This is a genomic window from Actinoallomurus sp. NBC_01490 (assembly GCF_036227085.1).
GTDB lineage: Bacteria > Actinomycetota > Actinomycetes > Streptosporangiales > Streptosporangiaceae > Actinoallomurus > Actinoallomurus oryzae.
Genome location: NZ_CP109433.1, coordinates 5672420 through 5697496 on the forward strand (window position 1 = coordinate 5672420; position 25077 = coordinate 5697496).

20 protein-coding genes are annotated in these 25077 nt (G+C 72.8%); 9 read left to right on the top strand and 11 right to left on the bottom strand.

Annotated elements, in window-relative coordinates; translation table 11 throughout:
* The first annotated feature begins 19 nt into the window (after positions 1-19).
* From OG417_RS26455 to OG417_RS26470, 4 genes are all read left to right on the top strand, one after another.
* Positions 20-586, top strand: coding sequence for a TetR/AcrR family transcriptional regulator (locus OG417_RS26455; protein ID WP_329261546.1), 567 nt, complete (start codon positions 20-22; stop codon positions 584-586).
* A 106-nt stretch (positions 587-692) separates the two neighbouring features.
* Positions 693-3173, top strand: coding sequence for a penicillin acylase family protein (locus OG417_RS26460; protein WP_329261548.1), 2481 nt, complete (start codon positions 693-695; stop codon positions 3171-3173).
* A gap of 77 nt (positions 3174-3250) precedes the next feature.
* A complete protein-coding gene (locus tag OG417_RS26465; protein ID WP_329261551.1) occupies positions 3251-4333 on the top strand; it encodes a PP2C family protein-serine/threonine phosphatase in 1083 nt (360 codons plus the stop codon).
* Positions 4334-4721: 388 nt separating this feature from the next.
* Positions 4722-5975: an MFS transporter gene (locus OG417_RS26470; protein ID WP_329261554.1), complete on the top strand. Its 1254-nt coding sequence runs from the start codon at positions 4722-4724 to the stop codon at positions 5973-5975.
* A 63-nt stretch (positions 5976-6038) separates the two neighbouring features.
* On the opposite strand, the gene OG417_RS26475 is transcribed toward OG417_RS26470, so the two are convergent.
* From OG417_RS26475 to OG417_RS26485, 3 genes are all read right to left on the bottom strand, one after another.
* A complete protein-coding gene (locus tag OG417_RS26475; protein WP_329261557.1) occupies positions 6039-7304 on the bottom strand; it encodes a L,D-transpeptidase in 1266 nt (421 codons plus the stop codon).
* 395 nt (positions 7305-7699) lie between these two features.
* On the bottom strand, positions 7700-8194 hold the full coding sequence (locus OG417_RS26480) for a YybH family protein (protein ID WP_329261559.1): 495 nt from the start codon (positions 8192-8194) through the stop codon (positions 7700-7702).
* A gap of 23 nt (positions 8195-8217) precedes the next feature.
* A complete protein-coding gene (locus OG417_RS26485; RefSeq protein ID WP_329261562.1) occupies positions 8218-8691 on the bottom strand; it encodes a winged helix-turn-helix transcriptional regulator in 474 nt (157 codons plus the stop codon).
* A gap of 97 nt (positions 8692-8788) precedes the next feature.
* Here OG417_RS26485 and OG417_RS26490 point away from each other — a divergent pair, with 97 nt between their 5' ends.
* Positions 8789-10186 carry an MFS transporter gene (locus OG417_RS26490; RefSeq protein ID WP_329261565.1) on the top strand — a complete coding sequence of 466 codons (1398 nt, stop codon included), beginning with the start codon at positions 8789-8791 and terminating at the stop codon, positions 10184-10186.
* On the opposite strand, the gene OG417_RS26495 is transcribed toward OG417_RS26490, so the two are convergent.
* Positions 10178-11884, bottom strand: a complete 1707-nt coding sequence (locus tag OG417_RS26495) for an IlvD/Edd family dehydratase (protein ID WP_329261568.1) — start codon at positions 11882-11884, stop codon at positions 10178-10180. The two genes, OG417_RS26490 and OG417_RS26495, sit on opposite strands and share 9 nt — an antisense overlap.
* A gap of 283 nt (positions 11885-12167) precedes the next feature.
* Between OG417_RS26495 and OG417_RS26500 the strand changes: the two genes are divergently transcribed.
* The 4 genes from OG417_RS26500 to OG417_RS26515 all read left to right on the top strand — a co-directional run bounded on the left by OG417_RS26500 (position 12168) and on the right by OG417_RS26515 (position 20815).
* Complete coding sequence (locus OG417_RS26500) at positions 12168-13685, top strand: TIGR02677 family protein (protein WP_329261571.1); 1518 nt, start codon at positions 12168-12170, stop codon at positions 13683-13685.
* The gene (locus tag OG417_RS26505) at positions 13685-15064 is read left to right on the top strand and encodes a DUF2398 family protein (protein WP_329261574.1); all 1380 of its coding nucleotides are present in this window, start codon (positions 13685-13687) and stop codon (positions 15062-15064) included. Before OG417_RS26500 ends, OG417_RS26505 begins: the two co-directional genes overlap by 1 nt.
* Positions 15061-19581 carry a TIGR02680 family protein gene (locus OG417_RS26510; RefSeq protein ID WP_329261576.1) on the top strand — a complete coding sequence of 1507 codons (4521 nt, stop codon included), beginning with the start codon at positions 15061-15063 and terminating at the stop codon, positions 19579-19581. Before OG417_RS26505 ends, OG417_RS26510 begins: the two co-directional genes overlap by 4 nt.
* Positions 19582-19687: 106 nt before the next feature.
* Complete coding sequence (locus OG417_RS26515; protein WP_329262577.1) at positions 19688-20815, top strand: TIGR02679 family protein; 1128 nt, start codon at positions 19688-19690, stop codon at positions 20813-20815.
* Positions 20816-21027: 212 nt separating this feature from the next.
* Here OG417_RS26515 and OG417_RS26520 read toward each other — a convergent pair whose 3' ends face one another.
* The 7 genes from OG417_RS26520 to OG417_RS26550 all read right to left on the bottom strand — a co-directional run bounded on the left by OG417_RS26520 (position 21028) and on the right by OG417_RS26550 (position 25018).
* Complete coding sequence (locus tag OG417_RS26520; protein ID WP_329261579.1) at positions 21028-22677, bottom strand: complex I subunit 5 family protein; 1650 nt, start codon at positions 22675-22677, stop codon at positions 21028-21030.
* Positions 22674-23018, bottom strand: coding sequence for a sodium:proton antiporter (locus tag OG417_RS26525; protein ID WP_329261581.1), 345 nt, complete (start codon positions 23016-23018; stop codon positions 22674-22676). The genes OG417_RS26520 and OG417_RS26525 overlap by 4 nt, the downstream gene beginning before the upstream one ends.
* Positions 23019-23082: 64 nt before the next feature.
* Positions 23083-23763: an MnhB domain-containing protein gene (locus OG417_RS26530; protein ID WP_329261584.1), complete on the bottom strand. Its 681-nt coding sequence runs from the start codon at positions 23761-23763 to the stop codon at positions 23083-23085.
* Positions 23760-24029 (bottom strand): Na(+)/H(+) antiporter subunit B, encoded by a 270-nt coding sequence (locus OG417_RS26535; protein ID WP_329261587.1) that lies wholly within the window; start codon positions 24027-24029, stop codon positions 23760-23762. The genes OG417_RS26530 and OG417_RS26535 overlap by 4 nt, the downstream gene beginning before the upstream one ends.
* A complete protein-coding gene (locus OG417_RS26540; RefSeq protein ID WP_329261590.1) occupies positions 24022-24303 on the bottom strand; it encodes a monovalent cation/H(+) antiporter subunit G in 282 nt (93 codons plus the stop codon). The genes OG417_RS26535 and OG417_RS26540 overlap by 8 nt, the downstream gene beginning before the upstream one ends.
* Positions 24300-24563: an MrpF/PhaF family protein gene (locus tag OG417_RS26545; protein WP_329261593.1), complete on the bottom strand. Its 264-nt coding sequence runs from the start codon at positions 24561-24563 to the stop codon at positions 24300-24302. The genes OG417_RS26540 and OG417_RS26545 overlap by 4 nt, the downstream gene beginning before the upstream one ends.
* The gene (locus tag OG417_RS26550) at positions 24560-25018 is read right to left on the bottom strand and encodes a hypothetical protein (RefSeq protein WP_329261595.1); all 459 of its coding nucleotides are present in this window, start codon (positions 25016-25018) and stop codon (positions 24560-24562) included. Before OG417_RS26550 ends, OG417_RS26545 begins: the two co-directional genes overlap by 4 nt.
* Positions 25019-25077: the final 59 nt, after the last annotated feature.

The window sequence follows — 25077 nt, forward strand, 5'->3', positions numbered from 1 at the left end:
AAGCGGATCAGGAGGCCTGGTGACCACCGAGCGCGCCCCGCGTGCCGACGCACGACGCAATCGCGAACGACTCCTCACCTCCGCGTCGCGGCTGTTCGTCGAGCGCGGTCCCGAGGTGCCCTTCGCCGAGATCGCCAAGGACGCCGGTGTCGGCGTCGGGACGATTTACCGGCACTTTCCGACGCGTGAGGCGCTCATCGAGGCGGCGTACCGCAGCGAACTCGACGCGGTCTGCGCGGCCGCCCCGGAGCTGCTGCGGACGCTTTCCCCGGAGCGGGCGCTACGCACCTGGATGGACCGGTTCATCGACTACATGACCACCAAGATCGGCATGAGCGAAGCCATCCGCGCCGTCATCTCCGCGGGCGGCGACCCGTACGCCCAGAGCCGGGATCGTCTCGACGCCGCCCTCGACGTGCTCGTCACGGCGACGACCGAGGCGGGCCGGACGCGCGCCGGTGTCAACGTCGACGACGTGCTCATGACGCTGAGCGGCATCGCCATGGCGGCGAGCGGACCCGGCCAGCGGGAACAGGCGGGCCGGATGCTCGACCTGCTTCTCGACGGCCTCCGCTACGACGCCTGAGCCGACCGCGAAGCGGCAACCTGTCGGGCGTGGGCCGGGAAGCCGGCGGACAGGAGGTCCGAAATGCTCTAGCCTTCCTCCACCCTCGGTACGGAAAGAGGCGTTCATGACGAGGTTCGCGCCGCTGGGCCGGCTGCCGCGTCCCGCCCGCTGGCTGGTCCGCATCCTGATCGTGCTCCTGGTCCTCGCCCTGGTGCTCACCCTGTACGCGCGGTGGACGATCCGGCGGTCCTATCCGCGGACGAGCGGCCGGATCGCCGTCGCGGGACTGAGCAAGGACGTCACCGTCTACCGCGACCGGTACGGCATCCCGCAGATCTACGCCGACGACGCCGACGACCTGATGCGCGCCGAGGGCTACGTGCACGCGCAGGACCGGTTCTGGGAGATGGACTTCCGCCGCCACGTCACCGCCGGCCGGCTGTCGGAGCTGTTCGGCCGGACGACGCTCGACACCGACAAGGTCGTGCGGACGATGGGCTGGCGCCGCGTGGCCGAGCGAGAGCTGCCCCTGCTGCGCCCCGACACGCGGCGCTACCTCCAGGCGTACGCCCAGGGCGTCAACGCGTGGCTGCGGCAGCATCCGGACACCGCGACGCAGAGCCTGGAGTACGCCGTGCTGGGCCTCCAGCGCACCGGCTACCACCCCGAGCCGTGGACCCCGGTCGACTCACTCGCCTGGCTCAAGGCCATGGCCTGGGACCTGCGCAGCAACATGGACGACGAGCTCGGCCGCGCGCTGGCCGCCACGAAGGTGCCCAGGGACCGCGTCGACCAGCTGTATCCGGCCTACCCCTACGACCGGAACCCGGTCATCGTCGCCGGCGGCGAGAAGGCACGGGGCGGCCCGGTGAACCGGCCCCGCGCGCGTACGCTGCCGCCCGCGCTGGAGAAGGTCTCGGCCGCGATCCACGCCATGCCGACGCTTCTCGGCAACGGCGCGCCCGGCCTCGGCTCGAACTCCTGGGTGGTCGCGGGCAGCCGCACGGCCACCGGCAAGCCGCTCCTCGCCAACGACCCGCACCTCGCGCCGGCCATGCCCTCGCTCTGGTACCAGGCCGGCCTGCACTGCCGGCAGGTGGGCCAGGCGTGCCCGTTCGACGTCGGCGGCTTCACCTTCTCCGGAGTCCCCGGCGTCGTCATCGGGCACAACCAGCGCGTCGCCTGGGGCTTCACCAACCTCGGCCCGGACGTCACCGATCTCTACCTCGAACGCGTGAGCGGCGGGACGTACGAGTACGAGGGCCGCCGGGAGCCGCTCCAGACGCGGACCGAGCAGATCAAGGTCGCGGGCGGCCGGCCGGTCACCATCACCGTGCGGGCGACGCGGCACGGCCCACTGATCTCGGACGCGTTGGATGACGCGCGCCGGGCCGGAAACGGCCTCGCCGTCGCGCTCCGCTGGACGGCGCTGGACCCGGGCCGTACGGCCGACGCCATCGGGCTGATGGACACCGCGCGGAACTGGACGGAGTTCCGCGCCGCCGCCGCGTCCTTCGAGGTGCCCGCGCAGAACCTCGTGTACGCCGACGTCGACGGGAACATCGGGTACCAGGCGCCGGGGCGCATCCCGGTCCGTACGAAGGGGGACGGCACCTGGCCCGCCGAGGGCTGGACGGGGAAGCAGGAGTGGAAGGGCTACCTGCCCTTCGACCGGCTGCCCGCGGTCTACGACCCGAGGCAGGGCTACATCGTCACCGCGAACAACGCCGCCACCGGTCCCGGCTACCCGGACCTGCTGACCAAGGACTGGGCGTACGGTTACCGCGCCGCGCGCATCGAGCAGCTCATCCGGCAGACGCCGGTGATGGACGCCGCGGGGATGGCGCGGATCCAGATGGACGACCGCAACGGGTTCGCGCCGGCGCTCGTGCCGCACCTGCTCCGCGTCGGCGCGGGCGCGGCGGTGGACCTGCTGCGCGGCTGGGACTACACCCAGGGCGCCGGCTCCGCGCCCGCGGCCTACTACAACGCGGTCTACCGGCACCTGCTCATCCGCACGTTCAACGACGAGCTGCCGGACGGCGCCCGCCCCGACGGCGGTGACCGCTGGTTCGAGGTGCTGCGGAAGCTGCTCGACCGGCCGGCGGACCCCTGGTGGGACGACGTGCGGACGACCGGGGTGAAGGAGACCCGCGACGACGTCCTGCGCGCGGCGATGAAGGACGCCGGCACGGAGCTGCGCCACCGCCTCGGCGGCGACCCCGCGAAGTGGAAGTGGGGCGACCTGCACCGGCTGGAGCTGACCAACGAGACGTTCGGCGACTCGGGGATCGGGCCGATCGAGTGGCTCTTCAACCGCGGCCCGCTGAGGCTGGGCGGCGGTGACTCGCTCGTCGACGCCACCGGCTCGAACGCCCAGACCGGTTACGGAGTCGACTGGGTGCCGTCCATGCGCATGATCGTCGATCTCGCGGACCTCGACCGGTCGCGGTGGATCAACCTCACCGGGGAGTCCGGGCACGCCTTCGACGCGCACTACTGGGACCAGGCGAAACTGTGGGCGCGCGGCGAGACGATCCCGATGCGCGCCACGCCGGAGACGATCCGGCGCGAGGCCCGGCGGACGCTCACCCTGACGCCCTGAGCGCTCGCCGTCGTGTACGCCGGGTGACGGAAAGAACCCGGTCCCGTGCCGGCCGGACGTTATCCTGCCGCAGGGGAATGACGGGGGTGCGGGGGGTCGTCATCACTGATGTCGAGGGATCCGGGGGTCCGGGGCCGTGGCTTCGCTGGCTGCCGTTCCTGGCGATGGGCGTCGTCGCACTGAGCGACATACTCGCCGGCCCGGACGTACGGTTCCGGCCGCTGCTCGCGCTCGGGCCGGCCTTCGCGGCCCTGTGGTGCGGCATGCGGCGCACCGCGCTGGTGGGCGCGGCCGCGCTCGTTCTCGACGTGCTGCTCAGCTCCTACAGCCACGCGCTCGGCCGGCGGCAGAACACCCTCATGCTCGCCATGGTGGCCGGCATCACGGTCGCGAGCGTCTTCGCCAGCTCCGGACGGCAGCGGCGCGAGCGTCTGCTCGCGGAGGTGCGGTCGGTCGCCGAGGTGGCTCAGCAGGTGCTGCTGCGTCCGGTGCCACGCCGGGTCGGCCCGGTGCACGTCGCGGTCAGCTACACCTCCGCGACCGCGGAGGCCCGCATCGGCGGTGACCTGTACGAGGTCGCCTCGACCCGGGCCGGGGTCCGCGTCATCGTGGGCGACGTCCAGGGCAAGGGCCTGGAGGCGGTGGAGACCGCGGCGGCCGTGCTCGGGGCCTTCCGCGAGGCCGCCTACGACGAGCTCGAGCTCACCGGGGTGGTGGCGCGCATCGAGGCCTCGCTGGGCCGGCGGCTGTCGGGGGAGAAGTTCGTCACCGCGGTGCTGGCCGAGTTCGACGAGGGCGACACCGCCACGCTCGTCAACTGCGGTCACCCGTCGCCGCTCATCCTGCGCCAGGGCGGCGTCGGGGAGTTCGCCGAACCGGAGGACGTCGCGCCGCCGCTGGGCCTGACCGGCCTTGCCGACACCCGGCCGCGGCCGTACACCATCGGCTTCGCGCCCGGCGACCGGATGCTGTTCTACACCGACGGCGTCATCGAGGCGCGTGACAGCGAGGGCCGCTTCTACCCGCTGGCCGACCGCAGCGGGCTGCTGAAGGCCGCCGACCCGGAGAAGGCGCTGGAGGAGATGCGCTCCGACGTGCTGCGTCACGTGGGCGGGCGGATCACCGACGACGCCGCGATGTTGCTGGTCCGCCGCCGCTGATACTCCTGGGGCCTGCGTGGCCGATGTCTCCTGAAGGGTAGTGCGGTCCACCCGCCTGGCTACTCCTCACGCATGGCAAAGAGCCCACTACTAAGAGTAGTGGGCTACTGAAAGTAATCAGCGCAGGTCACGGGGGCTAGAACGCCATCGGCCTCCGGTCCTTCGTGCGCCATTCGATAGGAGCGGAGATGTCGGGGATCACACTCGACCACGGAGTTCGGGAGGGGCCGGACGCACCCGCGGCGACGCGATGTCGTCGTCCACGCGTGTGCGTGCCGGCTCCGGGGCCGGCTGCCGGGCCGGCGGCGCCGGCGTTACCGCCGGGGGCTTGTCCGGGTGACCGGGCGGGAGGCGCCGCCGGTCCACCGGAACGCCGTGGGGGTGGCACGTGATCGCGACCCTGCGGCAGTTCCGGTCCTTCGGCCGGCCCGCGCAGATCCTGTTCATCAACGAGATCGGCGTGAGCATCGCCCTTCTCATGCTGGTGCCCTACCTCGCCGACCACCTCGTACACGGCATCGGGGTGGCGGTCTGGATCGTCGGCATCGTGATGAGCCTGCGCCATTTCAGCGAGGGCCTCTTCGTCATCGGCGGCACGCTCGCCGACCGCATCGGGTACAAGCCGATGATCACCGCGGGTTGCCTGCTGAAGGCCGTCGGCTGCGGGATGTACGCGGTGTTCGGCAGCCTGCCGTGGCTGATCGCCGCGTCGGTGCTGACCGGAGTCTCCAGCGCGCTGTTCGTCCCGGCCAACCGCGCCTACCTCGCGCACGAGGAGAAGGAGCGGACCGTCGACGCGTTCGCGGTCTTCAGCGTCTGCCGCCGCCTGGGCGTGCTGGTCGGCCCGCTCGTCGGCGTCCCGCTCATCCACTTCGGGTTCCGTGCGGTGAGCCTGACCTCGGTCGCCATCCTGCTCGCGCTCGCGGCGGCGCAGTGGCGCTTCCTACCCGCGATCTCCGGGCCGGAGACGGGCTCGTCCCGGCCGATCTGGGCCGACTGGCGGGAGGCGCTGAGCAACCGGCCGTTCCTGGCCTTCGCGGCGACGATGTTCGCCTCGTACGCGCTGACGTTCCAGATCTCGTTCGGGCTGCCGCTCGAGATCCGTCACATCTCCGGCGGGCACGCGGGGATGACCGCGCTGTTCGTGATGTCCGCCGTCCTCGGTCTCGCCCTCCAGGTCCGCCTGATCAGCTGGTGCGAGAGGCGTTGGACGGCGGGTCAGGCGATGGTCCGCGGCCTGATCCTCATGGGGGTGGCGTTCATACCGCTGATGCTGCCGCCGATGCAGGGCTCGACGGTCATCCGGCTCCTGCCGATCCTCGTGTGCGCGGCGACGCTCAGCGTCGGATCGATGATGCTGCACCCGTTCGAGATGGCCACGATCGCCAACCTCTCGGGCGGCCGGGTGATCGGCACGTACTACAGCGTCAACAACCTGCTGTCGGGCTTCGGCGGGGTCTTCGGCAACCTGGTCAGCGCCGCCGCGATCGGCCTGTCCCAGAGTATGGGCATGAAGAGCCTGCCCTGGCTGGTGCTGCTGCTCCTCGGCCTGGCGTCCGCGGCCTGCCTGAAGTTCGTGGACCGCGGTGACCGGCTCTCGCCGGCACCGCTGCGGCCCCAGAGCGCGCCGGCGACGCCGTGACGGACGGCGGGGTGACCGGCCGGTGCCGGTCACCCCGCGCGCTCCGTTCGGGCGGTCGGCGGCTCAGCTCGGGGTGGAGGACGCGGCCGGGGAGGACGCGGGCGGTGTGGTCGGGCTGCCGGCCCCGCCGCTCGCCACGGTCATCACCGGCTTCTTCAGGGCGCTGCCCTTGACCCAGGTCTTCCAGGGCATCTGGTAGTAGCCCCAGCCGTTGTTCCACTCCAGCTTCCGGGAGGACCCGGTGATGTTGATGATGTCGCCCCGCAGGCTGAGGTTGTAGAACCAGCGGGCGCCGGCGACGCTCTGGCGGACGCAGCCGTGGCTGCAGTTGCGGTGGCCGAGGCACTCGTACTCACCGGGGCTCTGGTGGAGGTACTCACCGCTGTTGCTGATCTGTACGTCCTTCAGCACCAGCTCGTGGTAGTAACCCGCCTCGCCCTTCTTGACGTTGGGTGAGGTCATCCAGACCTCGGGCAGCTTGCCCATCGCGAGGTGAATGCCGCTCGTGGTGCGGAAGTCGTTGCCGTGGGAGTCGCCGCCACCCGTGCCGCCGCTGATCGGAATGGTCTTGGCGAGCTTGCCGTCGACGTAGACCTTGCTCTTGTGCGTCTTGAGGCTGACCTTCGCGACGTGCGACGCGCCGATCTTGAAGCTGCGCTTGAAGTCCTTCGTGCCGTACGCCTTGGAGGAGGCGCGGACGCCCGCCATGTGCGCCACCACCGATACCGACGTGTGCGCGGGCCAGTAGGACTTCGTCCGGAAGATGACCTCCTGGGAGGTGATCCAGCGCCAGGCGCCCTCGACCGGCTTGGTGGAACGCACCTCCAGGGCCTTCTCCACCGCGGCCTTGTTCGTGACCGGACCGTCGAAGTTGATCATGATCGGCATGCCGATGCCGACGGTCTCCTTGGAGCCCGGCGTCACGTCACTGATCGAGATGGAGGACGACGCCTTCATCGTGGAGAACTTGCTCGTCGCGGTGGTGACCTTGCCGTCGGCGTTCTTGGCGGTCGCCGTCACCGTGTAGATGGTGCCCGGCTTGAGCGTCCACTTGGTCTGCCAGCTCTTCTTGTCCGCCGACAGGACACCCTCGACGGTGCTCCCGCCGCCCTGCACCGTGACCTGGTCGATCACGCCGCTCGCGGCCGTCACCTGCACGCCCTTGTCCGGGCGGACCTTCTTCACCCCGTTCGCCGGGGTGATCGTCGCGGCGGCGGCCGGAGCCTTGGCCGCGGACTGGCTGGCGTTGCCGCTCGACGAGCAGGCCGCGATCGGTGTGAGGAGTAGCCCGGCCGCCACCGGCGCGAACCAACGACTGGACCATGTCACTTTCATCCTGCGATGCACCCCTGGGACCCCACTCTGCTGCAGACCATGCCAACTCAGTACAGAGAACGTTCGAGCCGTACATGTGATCGACCCCGCACAATCCGGGCATCATACTATCGATCACTGAATGGCCATTCCGGGGTTTCTCAGGTATCTCCCAGTCGCTCGTGCCACGCCGGAAATCGCCTGCGTTGACGGTGAGTGACATTAGGCGGGGCGCCCGTTCCTAATCGGCGGGTCCGCCCGAGGTCGGGCGTGCTCTGCCGGGTGCCGCGAAGCGGGGCGACTCCATTTCCCGATTCTTCGCGCGGGGCATCCGGGGGTGGCGTATTTCCGACTCCCGGCGCGGTCGCGCGCGTTCCGTTCTCGTGCGCCACCGGAGATCCGGCCCGCGCTCAGCGGCGTACGGCGGCCTGGTAGGCGCGCAGGGCGCCGGGGTCGTCGGCGCTGCCGTGATGGTGGATCTGCCGCCACCGTTCCTCGCCGGGAACCCACGCGAAGAAACGGCTCGTGCGGAACTCCACCGGTACCCGCGTGCCCTCGGCGTCCGTGTACTCGCAGCGTTCGCGGCCGGCGAAGACCGCGGTGTCCGCCGTGACGTAGGTCGCGGCGTCGGTGAAGGTCACGCTCAGGTCCATGCCGCTCGAGAAGATCCGCCGGTACAGCTCGGTGATGGCCGCGCCGGAGCGGATGATGCCGCCGACCGGGTTGTCGAGCTGGGCGAGCTCGTCATCGGACCACACCTCGGCGAGCGTGTCGAGATCGGCGCTGTTCAGCGCGTAGTAGAAGGTCTCCAGCGCGGCGACCGCCCCCTCCCGGCCGCGCAGCGTCGTGCCGGCGAGCCGGTTGCGGGCGGCCGGGCCGAAGTCGTAGTCGACCACTTCGTACATGTCGCTCCTTGGGGAGATCGCTGCTATGCCCGGGTGTCGTCCGCCCACGCGGGGTCGGCGACCTCCCGGGTGAGGTCGCCGGCGTCGACCTGCTCGCCGCAGGTGGTACAGAGCGTGACCGGCTCCAGCGGATGGTCGTGGTGCAGGATCCGCACCGGCGGCGCCGTCACGGCCCACCGGTTGCCCCACGTCAGGAGCGCGCGGATGACCGGGCCGAGGTCACGGCCCGCCTCCGTGAGGTGGTAGCCGTCGTATCGCCCGCCCTCCTCGGACGGCCGGCGTTCGAGCACGCCCGCCTCGACCAGGGTCTTCAGTCGCGCGGCGAGCCGGTCGCGCGGGGCGCCGGTGCCCCGCGCGATCTGGCCGAACCGGTGGTTCCCGAGCAGCACCTCGCGTACGGCCAGCAGCGCCCACCGGTCGCCGACGATCTCCAGCGCGGAGGCGGCGGAGCAAGGGCGGCCGGGAAGGGTGGCGGGGTCGATGCGCGTACCGGTCATGGCCTCACGCTAGCGGCTTACGGTTTGATTCTCAAACCAGATTGCGTTTAAGGTCTCGCCCATGACCTCTGTGGTTGGATTCTCAAACCGTTCTCGCGTGGCCGCCGGCGTCGTGGTGCTGGCCGTCTTCATGACCAACCTCGACCTGTGGATCGTCAACGTCGCGCTGCCGGCGATGGGCGCGAGCTTCTCCCACGGCGGCCGTCCCGCGTCGCTGGCCGACCTGTCCTGGGTGCTCAACGCCTACGCCATCACCCTGGCCGCGCTGCTCGTCGTGCTCGGCCGGGCCGGCGACCGCGTCGGGCAGCGGCCCGTGTTCATCGCCGGGGTCGTCGTGTTCACCGGTGCCTCGGTCGCGTGCGCGCTGGCGCCGGACCTGGGGGTCCTGGTGGTCGCGCGGGTCGTCCAGGCCGCCGGGGCGGCCGCCCAGCTGCCGACCTCGCTCGCCCTGCTCCTGGCCAGCGTGCCCGCCGAGCGGAGGACCGGTGCCACCCGCGCCTGGGCCGCGTTCGGCGGCCTCGCCGCGGCCGCCGGGCCGGTCGTCGGCGGGCTGCTCGTCGAGGTCGACTGGCGCTGGGTCTTCGTGGTGAACCTGCCGGTCGGCGTCGTCGCCGTCGTCGCGGGGCTGGCCGCCCTGCCCGCGCCCGCGGCGCGGGAGACCGGGCCGCTGCCCGACGTGTGGGGCGCCGTGCTGGTCACCGTCGCGGTCGCCGCGCTGACCGGAGCGCTCGTGCAGGCCCCCGGCTGGGGATGGGCCTCCGGCCGCACGCTCGGGCTCCTCGCGGTCGCCGTCGCGGTCGGCGCGTGGTTCGGGCTGCGGTCCGCGCGCCACGCGACGCCGCTGCTGGAACTGCACCTGTTGCGCCTGCCCCGGTTCGGGGTGGCCGGCGCCGGCACGTTCCTGTTCGGGGTCGCGTTCGCCGTGATGCTGCTGTCCAACGTGCTGTGGTGCCAGGACGTCTGGCACTGGAGCGCGCTGCGCACCGGCCTCGCCCTCGTGCCCGGCCCCGCGCTGGTCCCGATCGTCACCGCGCTCACCGCGCGGGCCGCGCGCCGGTTCGGTCACGGCCCGCTCGTCGTGGCCGGCGGCCTGCTGTTCGCCGCCGCCATGCTGTGGCGGGTCGCGATGGTCTCCACCGCGCCGGACTATGCGCGCGACCTGCTCCCCAGCCTGATCCTCGGCGGCACCGGCGTCGGCCTGACGCTCGGCACGCTGATCGCGGCGGGGGTCCAGTCACTGCCCGCGGCGCGTACCGCCACCGGCTCCGCCCTGGTCAACTCCTTCCGGCAGATCTCCTCCGCCCTCGGCGTCGCACTCCTGGTCACCCTGCTGGGCTCCCGTGTGGACGCGGGGTCCACCGGCGACTTCCGCCTGGCCTGGACGCTCGCCGCCGTCCTGAGCGTCGTCACCTCCGTCCTCGGCGCCCTGCTCGTACGGGCCCGGACCCCGGCCGTCTCCCCGGCGCCGTCCGGGCGGGAGAGGACCTCAGTGTGACTCGCGGCGGACCTCGCTCCCGCTGGAGCCGGTGAGGAAGTCCAGGTCGGCGCCCTGGTCGGCCTGGAGCACGTGGTCGATGTAGAGGCGCTCCCACCCGCGTGCGGGGGCGGCGTGCGCGGAGGCGGACGCGGGCTCCCGCGCCTCGAGCTCGCCGTCCGGCAGCTCGACGTCGAGCCGCCGGGCGGCCACGTCCAGGACGATCATGTCGCCGGTGCGGACTTTGGCCAGCGGGCCGCCCGCGGCCGACTCCGGCGCGGTGTGCAGCACGACCGTGCCGTACGCCGTGCCGCTCATGCGCGCGTCGCTGATCCGCACCATGTCGCGCACCCCGCGGGCGAGCAGCTTGGCCGGCAGCGGCATGTTCCCGACCTCGGGCATCCCCGGGTACCCCTTGGGGCCGCAGCCCCGCAGCACCAGCACGCTGTCCTCGTCGACGTCCAGGTCCGGGTCGTCCAGTGCCGCCCGCAGGTCCTCGATGCTGTCGAAGACGACCGCGCGCCCCCGGTGGCGCAAAAGCGACGGCGACGCGGCGGCCGGCTTGATCACCGCGCCGTCGGGGCACAGGTTGCCCCGCAGTACGGCGATGCCCGCCTCCTCCTGGAGCGGCGCCGTACGGCGGCGGATGACCGTATCGTCGTGGATCTCGGCGTCGGCCAGCCCCTCGCCGATCGGCCGCCCGGTGACCGTCGGCGCCGAGGCGTCGATCAGGTCGGCCATCTCGTTCAGCACCGCCCGCAGTCCGCCCGCGCGGTGGAAGTCCTCCATCAGGTGCGCGCCGGCCGGCTGCAGGTCCACGAGCAGCGGCACCTTGGCCCCGGTCTGGTCGAAGTCATCCAGGGTCAGCGGTACGCCCGCCCGGCCCGCGATCGCCAGCAGGTGGACGACCGCGTTGGTGGAGCCGCCGATCGCGGCGAGCGCCACGATCGCGTTGAGGAACGACCCGCGCGTCAGGACCGTGCTGGGCCGCCGGTCGCTCGCCACCATCTCGATGATCGTGCGGCCGGCCTGGTGGGCGCGTTCGAGCAGGCGGCTGTCCGGCGCGGGGATGCCCGCGACGCCCGGCAGCGTCATGCCCAGCGCCTCGGCCATGCAGGCCATCGTCGAGGCGGTCCCCATCGTGTTGCAGTGGCCGCGGCTGCGGATCATCGACGACTCCGCCTCCAGGAACCGGTCCTGCGACAGCGTGCCCGCCCGCACCTCCTCACTGAGCCGCCACACGTCGGTGCCGCAGCCCAGCGGCACACCGCGGAAGTGCCCGGTCAGCATCGGCCCGCCCGGCACGACGATCGCCGGCAGGTCGACCGACGCGGCGGCCATGAGCAGCGCGGGAATGGTCTTGTCGCACCCGCCGAGCAGCACGACGCCGTCGACGGGGTTGGCGCGGATCATCTCCTCGGCCGCCATCGCCGCCAGGTTGCGGAACAGCATCGCGGTCGGCCGGAGCTGCGTCTCGCCCAGCGAGGGCACCGGCAGCTCCAGCGGCACGCCGCCGGCCTCCCACACACCGGCCTTCACGCTCGCGGCGACCTCGCCGAGGTGGCTGTTGCACGGCGACAGGTCGGAGGCGGTGTTGGCGATCGCGATGTGCGGCCGCCCGTCGAACGCGTCGGAGGGGAGTCCGCGCCGCATCCAGGCGCGGTGGATGAAGGCGTTCCGGTCCGTTCCGGCGTACCAGTGCTGACTGCGCGGCGTCATGGGCGTGCTCCTGCGGTCGGCGGCGTCTACCGCCCATACTGGTCCGTGACCTCCCGGATTGCGACCGTCCGGTGATCACGAGAATCTGGGCACCGGGACGACCGGGCCGTTTCGGCCCGTACGGGAACCGGCCGCGCGCCGATCCCGGAGGCGGACCGCCGGGCGCTCGGTCCGCTCGCCGGACGCTTCCCGTGTTCGGCTGAGAGCCGATTGGGGCGCGAGTTGTCGGTGGTGTTGCCTACCCTTCCTTGGTCGGGCGGGTGGATGACGGGGGGAGTGGGCTGTGAGCGGCCGTAGGGCGCTGGATCTGGACTCGCTGGTGGTCAGCGACCGGTTCCGGCTGTTCAACTTCACCCGGCGTGACGACCACGTCGCGTACCTCTGGGTGCTGCGGGCCATGGACCGGCTGCGCGCCGTCCACCAGGTCCAGGTCGACAGCGACCAGGTCGGGGCGGCCCTCGCGGAGCTCGCCGAGCTGTACGACGACGTGCCCACGCTCGACGGCAACCTGCGCAGCCGCCTCGACGCGCTCTATGACGACCGGGTGGTCCACCGGTTCGACGACGCCTCACGGGCGGGCAACCTCGTCCGCTACCGCAACCGGCAGTCGGTCTACCAGTTCAGCGAGCTGGGCTACTGGGCCTACACCGCGGTCGAGGACCTCCTCGAGGCCCGCATCCAGGACGCCAACCTGTCACGTCTGGTCTTCTCCGACATCCTGGAGGACCTCAAGGCCCTCGCCGCGGCCAACCGCGCGGGCGAGACCGAGCAGGTCTACCGCCGCCTGTCCCGGCTCGACTCGGTGATGGAGGACATGGGGCGGCGCTCGGCGCAGTTCCACGTGACCCTCGGGGAGATCGTCCGTTCCACCGACACCTCGCCGGACCTGTTCCTCCGCTACAAGAACGCCCTGCTCACGCACATGACCGACTTCATGGCCGAGCTCGACCGCTACCTCGCGCGGCTCGCCCGCGCGGTGCACGAGGTCGAGGACACCGGGCTCGGCACCCTCCTGGCCCGCGCCGCCGAGGCCGATGAGCGGCCGTTCATGTCCTACACCGAGCGGCTCGACGAATGGGAGCGCCGCTGGGCCGCCCTGCGCGAGTGGTTCGCCGCGGAGGGCGACTCGCGCGCCGGCGACCTGCGCTCGGCGACCCGCACGGCGGTCTCCGGGGTGATCGCGCTGTTGCGCCAGATCACCGAGGCTCAGCGCGGGGGCGTCAACCGGGCGACCCAGCTGCGCCACCTGGCCGAGTGGGTGTGGCGCGTCCCCGACACCGACGCCGCGCACGCGCTGATGTCGGCGGCGTTCAACCTGCGTTCGGCCCGTCATCTCGGCGGCGCCCACGACGACGCCGAGGAGATCTCCGACCGCGCCACCTGGTGGGACGCGCCCGGCGTCGAGCTGTCGATCAGTCTCTTCCGCACCGGCAAGGCGCCCACGACGGGCGTGCCTCAGCCCGTGCGGGCCAACGCGGGCGCCCGCGTCGAGTTGCGGCGCCGGCAGGCGGCCGAGCGCGCCGCCGAGCGCGAGGCGGCCGGCCGGCTGCTGGACGCCGGAGCCTACGACCGGGTGCTCGACGACGACGAGACGCGGGTCCTGCTCAAGCTCCTGACCCGCGCCCTGGAGGCCCGCACGGTCGTCGCCGGCCGGCTCGGCGCCGGATCCGGCGCGAGCGACACGGTGATGATGCGCCTGTCGCCGGCCGAGGAGGGCAGCACGGTCCTCACCACGCGCGGACGCCTCCACCTGCCCGGCTTCACGGTCGAGATGGCGCCCGCCCGGCGAGGGAGGTCCTGATGCGGCGCCCCCGCGCGGCCGCCGGGGTCCAGGCCACCGACCTCGGCGCCTACCAGCAGGCGGTCCGCCGCGTGCTGACCTGCGACCTGATCACCGCGACCCGGCCGCGGCCGGGCGTGCTCGAACAGGTGCTCCGCTGGGCCGACGAGATGACCCGCGACTTCCGCGAGCTGCTCGGCTACACCCTCATCGCCGACACGCGCCAGGTTCGGCTCGTACGCCGGCTCGACCGGCTCGACCCGACCCAGGGCCTGATGTTCGCCCGCAAGGGCGGCCGGCCCTTCGACCAGCGGCGCATGGCCTATCTCTGCCTCGTCCTCGCCTCGTTCCAGCGGTCCCGGGTGGAGATCAGCCTGGCCGACCTGGTCCGGGTCTTCACCCCGGCCGCCAACGCCATCGAGGGCCTCGGCTTCGACCCGACGGTGAGCGCGCACAAGGCGGCCGTGGTCGACGTCCTCGGCTGGCTCGTCGAGCGCGGGGCCCTGCGCCTGTCCGACGGCTCGCTGGAGGCGTGGGCCCGCGACAGCGAGCACGGCGACGCGCTCTACGACATCGACCACGACATCTGCGCCGTCCTGTTCAAGCCCGCCCGGCCGGTGCAGCACCTGACGAGCGCGGCCGGCCTGCTCGACGACCCGCTGTCGCGCGTCGACGGCGCCGTACACCCGCAGGCCGTGGCACAGCGCGCGCGGAGGCTGCTCACCGAGCTGCCCGTGGTCTACTACGACGACGTCGAGCCCGCCATCGCCGACCTGCTCCGCCGTCCGGGCCTCGCCGAGGACCTGGCGCGCTTCACCGGCCTGGTGGTCGAGCGTCGCGCGGAGGGCGTCATGCTCGCCGACGCGGGCGGAGTGTTCACCGACCGGCCGTTCCCCGGGCGCGGCGGCGCCGTCAACCGTACGGCCGGGCTGCTGCTCGCCAAGATCGCCGATCTACTTGAGGACCCCGAGCAGGAGCCGGCGCTGATCGAGACGCCGCGCGAGGCCGACGACCACGCCGCACTCGTGGCGCGGATCGACTCCGGCCTGCCGGAGGCCGGAGTCGTACGCGAGCTGGCCTGGACACCACCCGAGACCGAGGAGCCGGCGGCCGGTCCGGCCGGCACCGCACCGCTGGTCGAGCGGACCCGGCTGGAGACGATGGTCGACGAGCTGTTCGAGGAGTTCGGCGCGGCGTCCTTCACCAGCGCCTGGCAGCACGACCCGCGCGGCCTGCTGGACGCCGCGGTGACGTTCCTGGCCGAGCTCAGTCTGGTGCGGCCGGTCCCGGGCGGGGTGCTCGTCCGGCCGGCCGCCGTGCGCTACCGCAACATCACGCTGGCCCTCGCCGACACCGCGCAGCTTCCGCTGCCCGCACCCGCAGGAGGAGAGACGTCATGACGGCACGGTTCCGCCCTTCTCGCGCGGGCGTCATCAACGTCTGGGACTACGCCGACGAGGAGTTCGTCTTCGCCGACGGGCGGCTGGTCCTGCGCGGTCACAACGGCTCGGGCAAGACCAAGGCCCTGGAGGTGCTGTTCCCGTTCGTCCTCGACGGGGTCGCCGACGCCCGGCGGCTCGACCCGTTCAGTGGCGACAACCGGACGATGAAGTCCAACCTGCTCTATCGCGGCCAGGAGTCCGAGTACGGCTACGTCTGGATGGAGTTCGCCCGAGCGGGGGATGAGGCGTCCACGGACGGGCGCGACCGTCAGGCCCGCGCGGAGGAGACGGTGACTCTGGTCATCGGCCTGCGGGCGCACCGCAACCGTGACGGGGTGCGCTCCTCCTTCTTCGTCACCGGCAAGCGGCTCGGCGTCGACTTCGGCCTGCTGGGCCCCGACTCACGGCCGCTGACCGACCGCCAGCTCCGCGAGTCGCTGGAGCCGGGCGCCTCCTACAAGACGGCCACCGAATACCGCGACGCCGTCGACGCGCGCCTGTTCGGCCTGGGGCGCGAGCGCTACACCCAGCTCCTCGACCTGCTCCTCGCGCTCCGGCGCCCGCTGCTGGCCAAGGACCTCGACCCGGCCAAGGTGTCCGACACGCTCACCGCCGGCCTCAGCCCGGTCGATGAGGATCTGGTCGACCAGGCGGCGCGCGACTTCGAGAACCTCGCCGCCGTACAGCGCCTCTTCGACGACCTGACCGCCGCCGACAGCGCGGTCACGGCGTTCATGGCCGACTACACGACCTACCTCCAGGTGCACGCGAAGGCCAAGCTCGACCGCATCGGGTCGGGGTTCGAGGGCGCGACCGGGCACGCACGGGGCGTCGCCGAGGCGCTGGCCGAGGTCGAGCGGGCGACGGCGGCCCACGCGGCGGCGGTCGCGGCCCGTGACGCCGCCGAGGAGGAGCGCTCCACGCTCGGCGCCCGGCTGGGCGCGCTGAAGAGCCACGACGCGTACCGCAAGCAGGGCGACCTCGACCGCATGCGCACGCAGATCACCGCCACCGCGGCCGAGATCGACAAAGAGCGCGCCCGCCTCGACCGCGCCGGGGAGACCGTACGCGCCCTCACCCGCGAGGCGGACGAGGCCGACGAACGGCTGCGGTCCTCGCGGCTGGCGGTCGGCCGCTGGACGGGCGCGCTGGAGGACGCCGCCGAGCGGGCCGGCATCGCCGCCGACGGCGACGGCCCGGCCGACAGCGGTGAGGAACTGGCGGTCGACGCCTCCGCGCGGAGCACCGCGCGGCGCGACGACGTCGCCAAGGTGCGCGAACACCTCGCGCTGGTCGGCGCCGCCGAGGCCGACCGCGCCCGCGCGGAGGAGGCGGTGACCGAGGCCGCCGACAAGCTGGCCCGGCGGGAGACCGAGTGCGCCGAGGCCGACGCGCATCTCGCCGCCGTGCGCGAACACGCTTCCTCCGCGCTCGCGGACTGGGCGTCGCGCTGGTCCGGCGGCGAGGAGCCGGTCGCCGAGGCCGCCGACGTGGAGGCGCTCACCGCCGCCCTGGAGCTGATCGGCGAGGCGGGCGCGCGGAGCCTGACCGAGGTGTTCGCCGACCTGTCCGACGACCGGCGTCTCGCCGTGGTCTCGCGCCGCCAGGACCTGGCCGGGCGGCGCGAGCGGCTGGCCGCGGAGCTGGCCGGGCAGCGCGCCCTGCGGGCCGAGATCGAGGCCGAACGCGACGACGCGCCGCCGCCGAGCGACCTGCGCACCGCCGACCGCACGTCCCGGCCGGGGGCGCCGCTGTGGCGGCTCGTGCGCTTCGCCGACGACGTGGAGCCGTCGAGGGCGGCGGGCATCGAGGGCGCGCTGTACGGCGCGGGCATGCTGACCGCGTGGATCCATCCGGATCCCGCCTCGACGATGGCGGCGGTGTCCGAGACCGAGGCCGACGGTTACCTCGTCCCGGTGACGCCGGGTCCGAAGGGGCCGACGCTGGCCGACGTCCTCGTGCCCGAAGAGCAGGATCTGGTGCCGGCCGGGGCGATCTCGGCCGTGCTGCGCTCGGTCGCGCTGACCGATGATCCGGCGGGTTTCTCCGGCGCCGCGGCGGTCACGGACCGGGCCCAGTTCAGCCTCGGCGTCCATGTCGGCGCCCGGCCGAAGGAGGCTCCGGAGTTCATCGGCGCGACCAACCGCGAACACCGCCGCCGGGCGCGCCTGGCCGCCTGCGACGAGGCGATCGCGGAGCTGGAGGCGCGTGACGCCGAGGCCGCCGCGGAGTCCGAGCGGCTGGAGGAGCTGCTCGGCGACTTCAAACGCGCCCAGCGCGAGCTGCCCCCGGCGAAACCGGTGGTGGACGCGGTCAAGCGGGTGGCCGACAACGCCATTCTGCTGACCGTCGCCCGTACCGCCGAGACGGAGGCGCGCAAGGCCCTCGAAGGCGCGTCCGCCGAGGTCGACGCGCGCCGGCGGCGGCTGCGCCAGACGGCGGCCGAGCGCGGCATGCCGGCCACGGCCGAGGCGGTCGACGCGGTCGCCCAGGCGGTCGAGGACTTCACCGCCGCCGCCGGCCACCTCGACGCCGAGCGGCGCAACGTCGCCGTCCTGGCCAACGACGTCGCCGGCCGCCGCGACAACATCGAACGCCTCGCCTCCGACCGCGCCGAGAGCGCCGAGGCGCTGGCCGAGAAGGAGAAGGCGCACGCCGCGGCCGTCGAGGAGCTCGCCGAGCGGGAGAAGGCCCTCGACGCCCCGCTGAAGGAGGTCCTCGCCCGGATCGAGGAGACCGAGGCGCTGATCAGGGCGGCCGACGAGGAGTACCGGCGGCAGCGGTCCGAGGCGGAAAAGCAGGACCGCCGCCTCATCAAGGCCGAGGCCGACCTGAGCAACGGCCGCAAGCTGGTCACCGAGGCGATGAACGGCCTGTTCGAACAGGCGGCGTCCTTCGCCCCGTACGCCCACCGCGACCTGCGGGTCCTCCTGGGCGTCGCCGACGCGCGCCCCTGGCCCGCCGACGCGAGCTGGGAGCCCGCCCGCGCCGGCGAGGCCGTCATCGAGGCCCTGTGCCGCCCCACCGCCGAACCGGCGGACTCCGCCACCGCCGCCTCGGACGGCGGCACCACGGTCACCGGCGATCCGACCGTCACCGGACCGGCCGGTACGGGTTCGGCCGAGGCCGGCGCGTCCGGCGTATCCGCCGCGCCCGACGCTGTCGCCGGCGCGGCGGGCACGGCCGGTACAGCGGACACGATCGGGGCGGGGACGGCCGGTCCGGGCGAAACCCGCGTGCCGGGGGCCACCGCCGGGACGGCCGCGGGCCGCTCCGCGCCGCTGGATCCCGCGGCGGCGGTGCGGGCGGCGTTCCCGGCCGGTGTGGTGGAGCTGCTGGACGCGTTCCGGGCCGAGATCGGCGGGGGCCGTCCGGTCACGGACGGCGCGCTCAAGAGCGCCGCCGGGCGGATGTCCGACGCGCTGCGCACCTTCGGTGACGCGCTCACCTCCTGCGAGGCGGACTACCGCCTCGACTACGACCCCACCGGCGTCGTGATGGTCTTCGTCATCGACGAGGACGGCCGCAACCCGGTCGGAGTCTTCGCCTCCAGGGTCGCCGAACGGGCCCGGGAGCAGGGCGTCCTGCTGGAGGAGCGCGAGCGTACGGTCCTGGAGGACGAGCTGCTCACCGGCCTGGCCCTGCAGATCCACGGGCGCGTCCTGGCGGCGCGCGACCTCGTCCGGGGGATGAACGCCGACACGCGGTCCCGCCCGATGTCGTCGGGCACCGCCATCGGCATCCGCTGGGCCCACTCGGACCGGATCGACGACCGGCAGCGCGCCACGTCACGGCTGCTCACCCGCGACGCGCAGGGCCTGGGCCCCTCCGGCCTGGCCGAGCTGCGCGGCATGCTCCGCGAGATGATCCGCGACTACCGCGCCGCCCATCCGCGCGCCACCTACAAAGAGGTGCTGTCGGAGGTCCTCGACTACCGCACCTGGCACACGTTCGAACTGCTGCTCATCGTGCCGGGCGAGCCCGAGGTCCGTCTCACCCGGGCCCGGCACTCGGTGATGTCGGGGGGTGAGAAGTCCGCCGCGATCCACCTGCCGCTGTTCGCGGCCGCGAACGCCCTCTACTCCTCGGCCGGCCCGAACTGCCCGCGCATGATCGCCCTGGACGAGGCGTTCGCCGGCATCGACGACAAGTACAAGCCGGACCTGCTCGGCCTTACGGTCAAGTTCGACCTGGACCTGTTCATGACCGGCCACGACCTGTGGGTGCACCACGAGACGGTCCCGATGGCCGCCCACTACGACATGCACCACGACAAGACCGCGCACGCGGTGTCGGCGATGCTCGTCCTGTGGGACGGCACCCAGCTCATCGACGCCGAGGCCGGGTTCGCCGGCAACGACGAGCTCGCCGAAGAACTCCTCGGCATCAAGCCCCGCCGCCACGTCCCGCCCGTCGCCGACGACTCGCTCCTGAGCGCCCTGCCCGAGGGCGAGGACGAGGAGGACGAGCCGTGACGGTCGAGGAGCGTGCGATCGAGCGCTTCCACGGCCCGGCGTACCGGCGGCTGCTGGATCGCGCGCGCGACCGGCTCGAACGCCGCGGCGGTCCCTGAGCGGCACGATCAGCCTTCCCGAGCCCACTCATGACGAGCGCAGGGCACTCGACGGCCTCCTCGGCGGCGCGCGGCGGCCGGATGCCAAGACCACCTCGGTGGATCTGACCCGGCTGGACGCCGCCGTCCGTACGTCCTGCGGGCTGAGCCTCGTCGAGCTGCTGGAGACGGTTTTCGGCCGGACGCTGAGCGACCGCCCCGCCGAGGAGGCCGCCAAGGAGGCCGCGCGTGCCGAGTTGCTCCGCGTCGCGGAGGAGAGCCCGCTGTACGCCTCGGCGGACTGGTTCCGCGACTGGGCCGGCACCCGCGGCATGCCGGCCCGGCTCATCACGCAGGGCAACGGGCGTCTGTTCGCTCGCGCGGTCAAGGTTCTCGAACGCCTGGAGGATTCTTCGGGCCCGGTCGAGCTCACCACACTCGCCGACGAGGTCACCGGAGACACCAAGGCGCTCGGGCCACGGTCTCCGCTGTCGACGCTGGTTCTCGACGCGCTGGCCCGCCGGATCGGTGTGCCCAAGCCGACGGCGGCCGAGGACCGCCGCGCGCTGTGGGAGGCATTCGGCGTCCTTCCGGACGATCTGGCGAGCCGCGTCCTCGTGCTCAACCTCCGGGCCGAGGGCGCGGGGCTGGGCGAGTGGCTCACCGGCGCCGCACGCCACGGCACACCGTTCCATGTCACACTGCACCAGCTCACGACACTGCCGGTCACCACCGACCGGCCGGTGGCGTACGTCTGCGAGAACCCCACCGTCGTCCGGCGCGCGGCGGCCGAGCTGGGCCCGGCCGCGCCGCCGCTGGTGTGCACCGAGGGACTGCCGTCGCTCGCCTTCCACCGCCTCGCGAGCACGGTCACCGCGGGTGGGGACACACTGCGTTACCACGGCGACTTCGACTGGCCGGGTCTGGCGATCGCGCAGTCGGTGATGCGACGGCACGGCGCCGAGCCCTGGCGCATGTCGGCCGCCGACTACCTCGCCGGCGTCCGCGGCGCCGACCCTCACCTGCCGCTGAAGGGCAAGGAGTCCCCGAGCCCGTGGGCGCCCGATCTTGCCACGACCATGGCCGAGACGGGCCTGGTCGTCTCCGAGGAGACGGTCGCGGACCGGCTGCTCGCCGACCTGAGAGGCGCGTCATAGGCCGCGTTCGCAGCGAGCGGGCGTTCCGACGACCTCTACTCGTGCCCGCACGACCCGCCGCGGGCCGGTCGCCGGCGGCCACCGCGTCACGCCCACCTGAGCCATGACACGATCCGGACCCATGAGACGGACCTCACCTGCCCCGCCGTCCGTGCCACGGTGCCCGCGTCGCGGTACGTCTCGGTGACCGTTCACTGTCCCGTGAAGTAGCGTCAGGCCAGCAGCAGCACCCCGAACAGGGCGACACCCGCGAGCAGCCAGGCCACATAGTCGCCGACGTGTCCGGAGTGCAGGCGGTGCAGCACGGTCGCGCGCGGCAGGTGACCCCGGACGCCCAGCACCGCGATCCCGAACGCCAGCGCCACCGCCGGCAGGCCCGACACCACGCTCTTCACCGTCCACGGTGCCGGCTCCGCCCCCGGCAGGAGCGGTGCGACGGCGTGCCCGAGCACCGCACCCGGCAGCAGGCCCAGCAGCAGTCCCGCGATCACCAGCAGCAGGCCCGGCGCCAGCATCGTCCACGGCAGCCGTGACAGCCTGACCTCCGTCTCCGGGTCGTGGTGGTCTTCGATGCCCGGGAGCCGCTGCCCCACGCCGTGGAACACCCGCAGCCACACCCGCAGCACCGCCCCCGCCGTCAGGGCCGACGCGATGATGCCGAGGGCCAGGATCCAGTGCCCGCCCTCCTCCTCGATCAGGGCCTTACCCGCCCAGGTGCCCGACGGCGGCAGGCCCGCCAGACCGACGCCGCCGAGGAGGAAGATCGCGCTGGTGAGGTGCATCGACCGTCCGCGGCCGTGCAGGTCGTGCTCGTCGACCGTCTCGTACCGGTTCAGCAGCGCCCCCGCCCCGACGAACAGGCCCGCCTTCACGCCCGCGTGGCCGATCAGGTACCAGGCGGCGCCGGCCAGCGCGTCCGCGCGCAGCAGGCCGAGGCCGACGAGGAGGAGGCCGACGTGGCTGACCGTGGAGTACGCGAGCAGCCGCTTGATGTGCCGTTGCAGCACGCACATGACCCCGCCGAGCAGCGCCGCCGCGGAGCCGAAGACGATCAGCGCCGTACGGACCGGGGCGGCCGGGACGGCGTGCGCGAAACTCGTCAGGTACGTCCGGGCCACCGCGTACACGCCGAGTTCCACCATCACGCCGGAGAACAGCATGCAGACCGGCGTCGGCGCCACGGCGTGCGCGTCCGCCAGCCAGAAGTGGAAGGGCACCGCCGCCGCCTTCACCAGGAAACCGGTGCAGATGAGGACGAAGGAGACGGTCACCAGTGCGTCGTGACCGTGCAGGTGCCGGCCGACCGCGGCGAAGCCGAGCTGGCCCGTACGGGCGTAGACGAGCGCGATGCCGGTGAGGGTGAGATAGGCCCCGAGGGAGTTCACGATGCCGAAGTTCAGCGCGCCGTGCACGGTCTCCGGCTCCTCGGGCTGGTACCCGGTCAGCGCGTACGCGACGACGCTCATCAGCTCGAAGAACACGAAGGCGTCGAACAGGTCCCCGGTGAGCGTGAACGCGCACATCGAGCCGCTGAACAGCAGCACCAGCGTGTGGAAGATCGCCTGAACGTCGTCGAAGTAGTGCCAGGAGACGACGAGCGCGCACAGCGCCACGGCCGCGACCGTCAGCGCCAGCCCGGCCCCGGTCATGTCGCCGACCAGGGCGATGCCGACGCCCTCGCCCCAGCCGCCCATCCACACCGTGGTGCCGCCCTGGGCGAGCACCACCGCGAGCAGCACGATCTGCGCGGACACCGTGCTCGTGGCCAGCGCGTCGGCGGCGAACCGCGGCAGCCGCCGCCCCACCGCCGCGAGCAGCGCGGCCACCGCGAACGGCAGCCCGATCGCGAGTTGCAGGATCACGGTTCGAGCGAGCGCAGCTCGTCCGGGTCGACCGTGCCGCGGCGCTTGGCCACCTGCACCGTGAGGGCGAGGAGCAGCGCGGTCACCGTCGCACCGACCACGATGTCGGTGAGCGTCATCGCCTGCACCAGCGGGTCGACGACGTTCCGCGTGGGCTTGATGTCGGAGAAGACCGGAGCGGTCGCCTTCTTCTGGTAGCCGACGGTGAGCAGGAGCACGTACGTCGCGGACTGCGCCACCGACAGGCAGACGACGGCGTGGACGAGGTTCCGGCTGGTCACGATGCCGTAGATGCCGACGAGCAGGATCCAGCCCGGGACCAGGTAGGGGAGATGGCTCATGAGCCCTCCTTCGTCGGGGGAGAGACCATGGGGGCTGTGTCGCCGATTCGCTCACTCCGTTCGCTCATGAGTCCTTCCTCACGAGGAGGGCCTGCTCGAAGAACTTGGCCAGCGCCAGCACGAACGCGCAGCCGACCTCGAGGCCGACCACCGCGTTCATGGCCTTGACCTGCCCGGCGAACCACAGCGCCAGCACGACGAACGCGCCCGCCGCGAGCGCCTCGCCGGTCTCGAACATCGGAATCGGCCGGATCCGGGCGAGCGCGGGGTAGTCGCCGGCCAGGTAGACCAGATGGATCGCGCTGCCGAGGACCACGCCGCCCTGGAAACCGCCGCCGGGGGACAGGTAACCGTGCGCGACGATGTAGACGCCCGTCATCAGCGTGATCGGCAGCAGCAGGTACCCGGTGATGCGCAGCGCGTCGAAGACCTGGGCGGCGCCGTACGCGTGCTCGCCCGCGGAGTCCTCCTGCTCGGCGCGCACGGTCCGCAGCACCAGGACGGTGGCGAGCGCGGAGGCCATGAGGATCAGCTCCTCGCCGAGCGTGTCGAGCGCCCGCTGGTCGAAGTTGATCGAGGAGATGACGTTGGGGGTGTGGTGGGCGAGCGCGTTCGGCAGCGTCCGCCGGCCGTACGGGTGGACGGTGCCGCCGAATCCGGGCAGCCGGAACGCGGCCAGCGCGAACAGCACCGCCAGCCCGATGCCGCCGACGGCCAGCACGAGCAGCCGCACCCGGCCGGTCACGACTCGTCTCCTTCGTCGGGTTCGCGCGTGTGGTGGCGGCGGATCGCGTGGATCGCCAGCATCACGATGAGGGGGACGACCACCGTGCCGACGCCGGTCTGCGACATCGCCACGTCGGGCGCCTGGAGCACGACGAACAGGACCGCCAGCACGATCCCGTACCCGGACAGCACGATCGCCTGCCGCGCCGGGTCGCGCGTGAGCACGACCGCGGTCGCCATGAACGCCGTCAGCAGCAGGGCGGCGATGACCAGCACCTCACTCATGGGAGACCCGCCTTCCGGCGCGCGCCGTGGTGATGACGGTCGCCGGCCCGGTGACGAGGAGCAGCAGCCCGATGAAGATGATCTTCACCACGTCGTGCCAGGACGACCACGGCGCGAGGGCGAGCCCGGCGGTCACGAGGGGCGTGGCGATCACCGAGCCGATCGAGATGAAGTGCAGGCGCAGGAAGCGGTCGCGGTTCAGCAGCAGCCACAGCGTGGCGAATGCCATCAGCGCCGTGCCCGCCCAGATCAGCACGGCGCTCGCCACGCTCACGCGGTGCCCCCGAGAAAGCGCGCGTACACCAGGGAGCCGGCGAACGACAGCAGCGCCATGACGAACGCCGCGTCGAGGTAGGCCGGCCGCCCGTACCCGGCGGCCAGCAGCATGAGCACGAGCGTCGCGGCCGGCCCGGCGATGATGAGCCCGGCGAGCCGGTCCACCGGCTCGCCCCGCAGCGTCGCGAGCAGGCAGGGGAACAGCGCGGCCACCAGCAGCGCGAACGCCGCCGGCAGCCCCACGGCCAGGGCGGTCATCGCGTCACCTCGCGTTCGAGCGCGGACGGCCGGTCGCCGATCCGGTGGACGATGAGCGTGTTCCGGTCGGGGTCGACGTCCGCCACGTAGGTGTTCGGCGCGACGGACACCGCCAGCGCGCCGAACCCGCGTCGCGCCGCCGACCGATCGTCCTGGGGCAGGCGGATCTCGGCGAACGCCCCGTGCGGGCGCACCAGCAGGCGCACGAACCCGCTGACGGCCTGGTCCGGCAGGCGCAGCAGCCACCGCAGCCATCCGGCGCGGGGCCAGTAGATCTCGTCGTTGTCGGAGGCCAGCAACGTGCGGCGGGTGAGGACCGCCGCCGCGCCCCACGCGGCCCCGGTGATCGCTCCGACCACGATCTCGGTCAGTGAGATGGTGGAGATGATCGCCAGGTACACCGCGAACAGGACCACGGCCCACACCGCCGCTTCGATGAACTCCCGTCGTCTCATGCCGCCGTTCGTTCCCCCGTACGTGGCGTGAATGCACCGACGACGCCACGACCCGCGCA

What these genes read in the sequence shown, in the direction of transcription:
- OG417_RS26460 (WP_329261548.1), top strand. Translation starts at nt 693, where the DNA reads ATGACGAGGTTCGCGCCGCTGGGCCGGCTGCCGCGTCCCGCCCGCTGG.
- OG417_RS26465 (WP_329261551.1), top strand. Translation starts at nt 3,251, where the DNA reads ATGACGGGGGTGCGGGGGGTCGTCATCACTGATGTCGAGGGATCCGGG.
- OG417_RS26480 (WP_329261559.1), bottom strand. Translation starts at nt 8,194, where the DNA reads ATGTACGAAGTGGTCGACTACGACTTCGGCCCGGCCGCCCGCAACCGG.
- OG417_RS26485 (WP_329261562.1), bottom strand. Translation starts at nt 8,691, where the DNA reads ATGACCGGTACGCGCATCGACCCCGCCACCCTTCCCGGCCGCCCTTGC.
- OG417_RS26495 (WP_329261568.1), bottom strand. Translation starts at nt 11,884, where the DNA reads ATGACGCCGCGCAGTCAGCACTGGTACGCCGGAACGGACCGGAACGCC.
- OG417_RS26505 (WP_329261574.1), top strand. Translation starts at nt 13,685, where the DNA reads ATGCGGCGCCCCCGCGCGGCCGCCGGGGTCCAGGCCACCGACCTCGGC.
- OG417_RS26510 (WP_329261576.1), top strand. Translation starts at nt 15,061, where the DNA reads ATGACGGCACGGTTCCGCCCTTCTCGCGCGGGCGTCATCAACGTCTGG.
- OG417_RS26525 (WP_329261581.1), bottom strand. Translation starts at nt 23,018, where the DNA reads ATGAGCCATCTCCCCTACCTGGTCCCGGGCTGGATCCTGCTCGTCGGC.
- OG417_RS26535 (WP_329261587.1), bottom strand. Translation starts at nt 24,029, where the DNA reads ATGAGTGAGGTGCTGGTCATCGCCGCCCTGCTGCTGACGGCGTTCATG.
- OG417_RS26545 (WP_329261593.1), bottom strand. Translation starts at nt 24,563, where the DNA reads ATGACCGCCCTGGCCGTGGGGCTGCCGGCGGCGTTCGCGCTGCTGGTG.
- OG417_RS26550 (WP_329261595.1), bottom strand. Translation starts at nt 25,018, where the DNA reads ATGAGACGACGGGAGTTCATCGAAGCGGCGGTGTGGGCCGTGGTCCTG.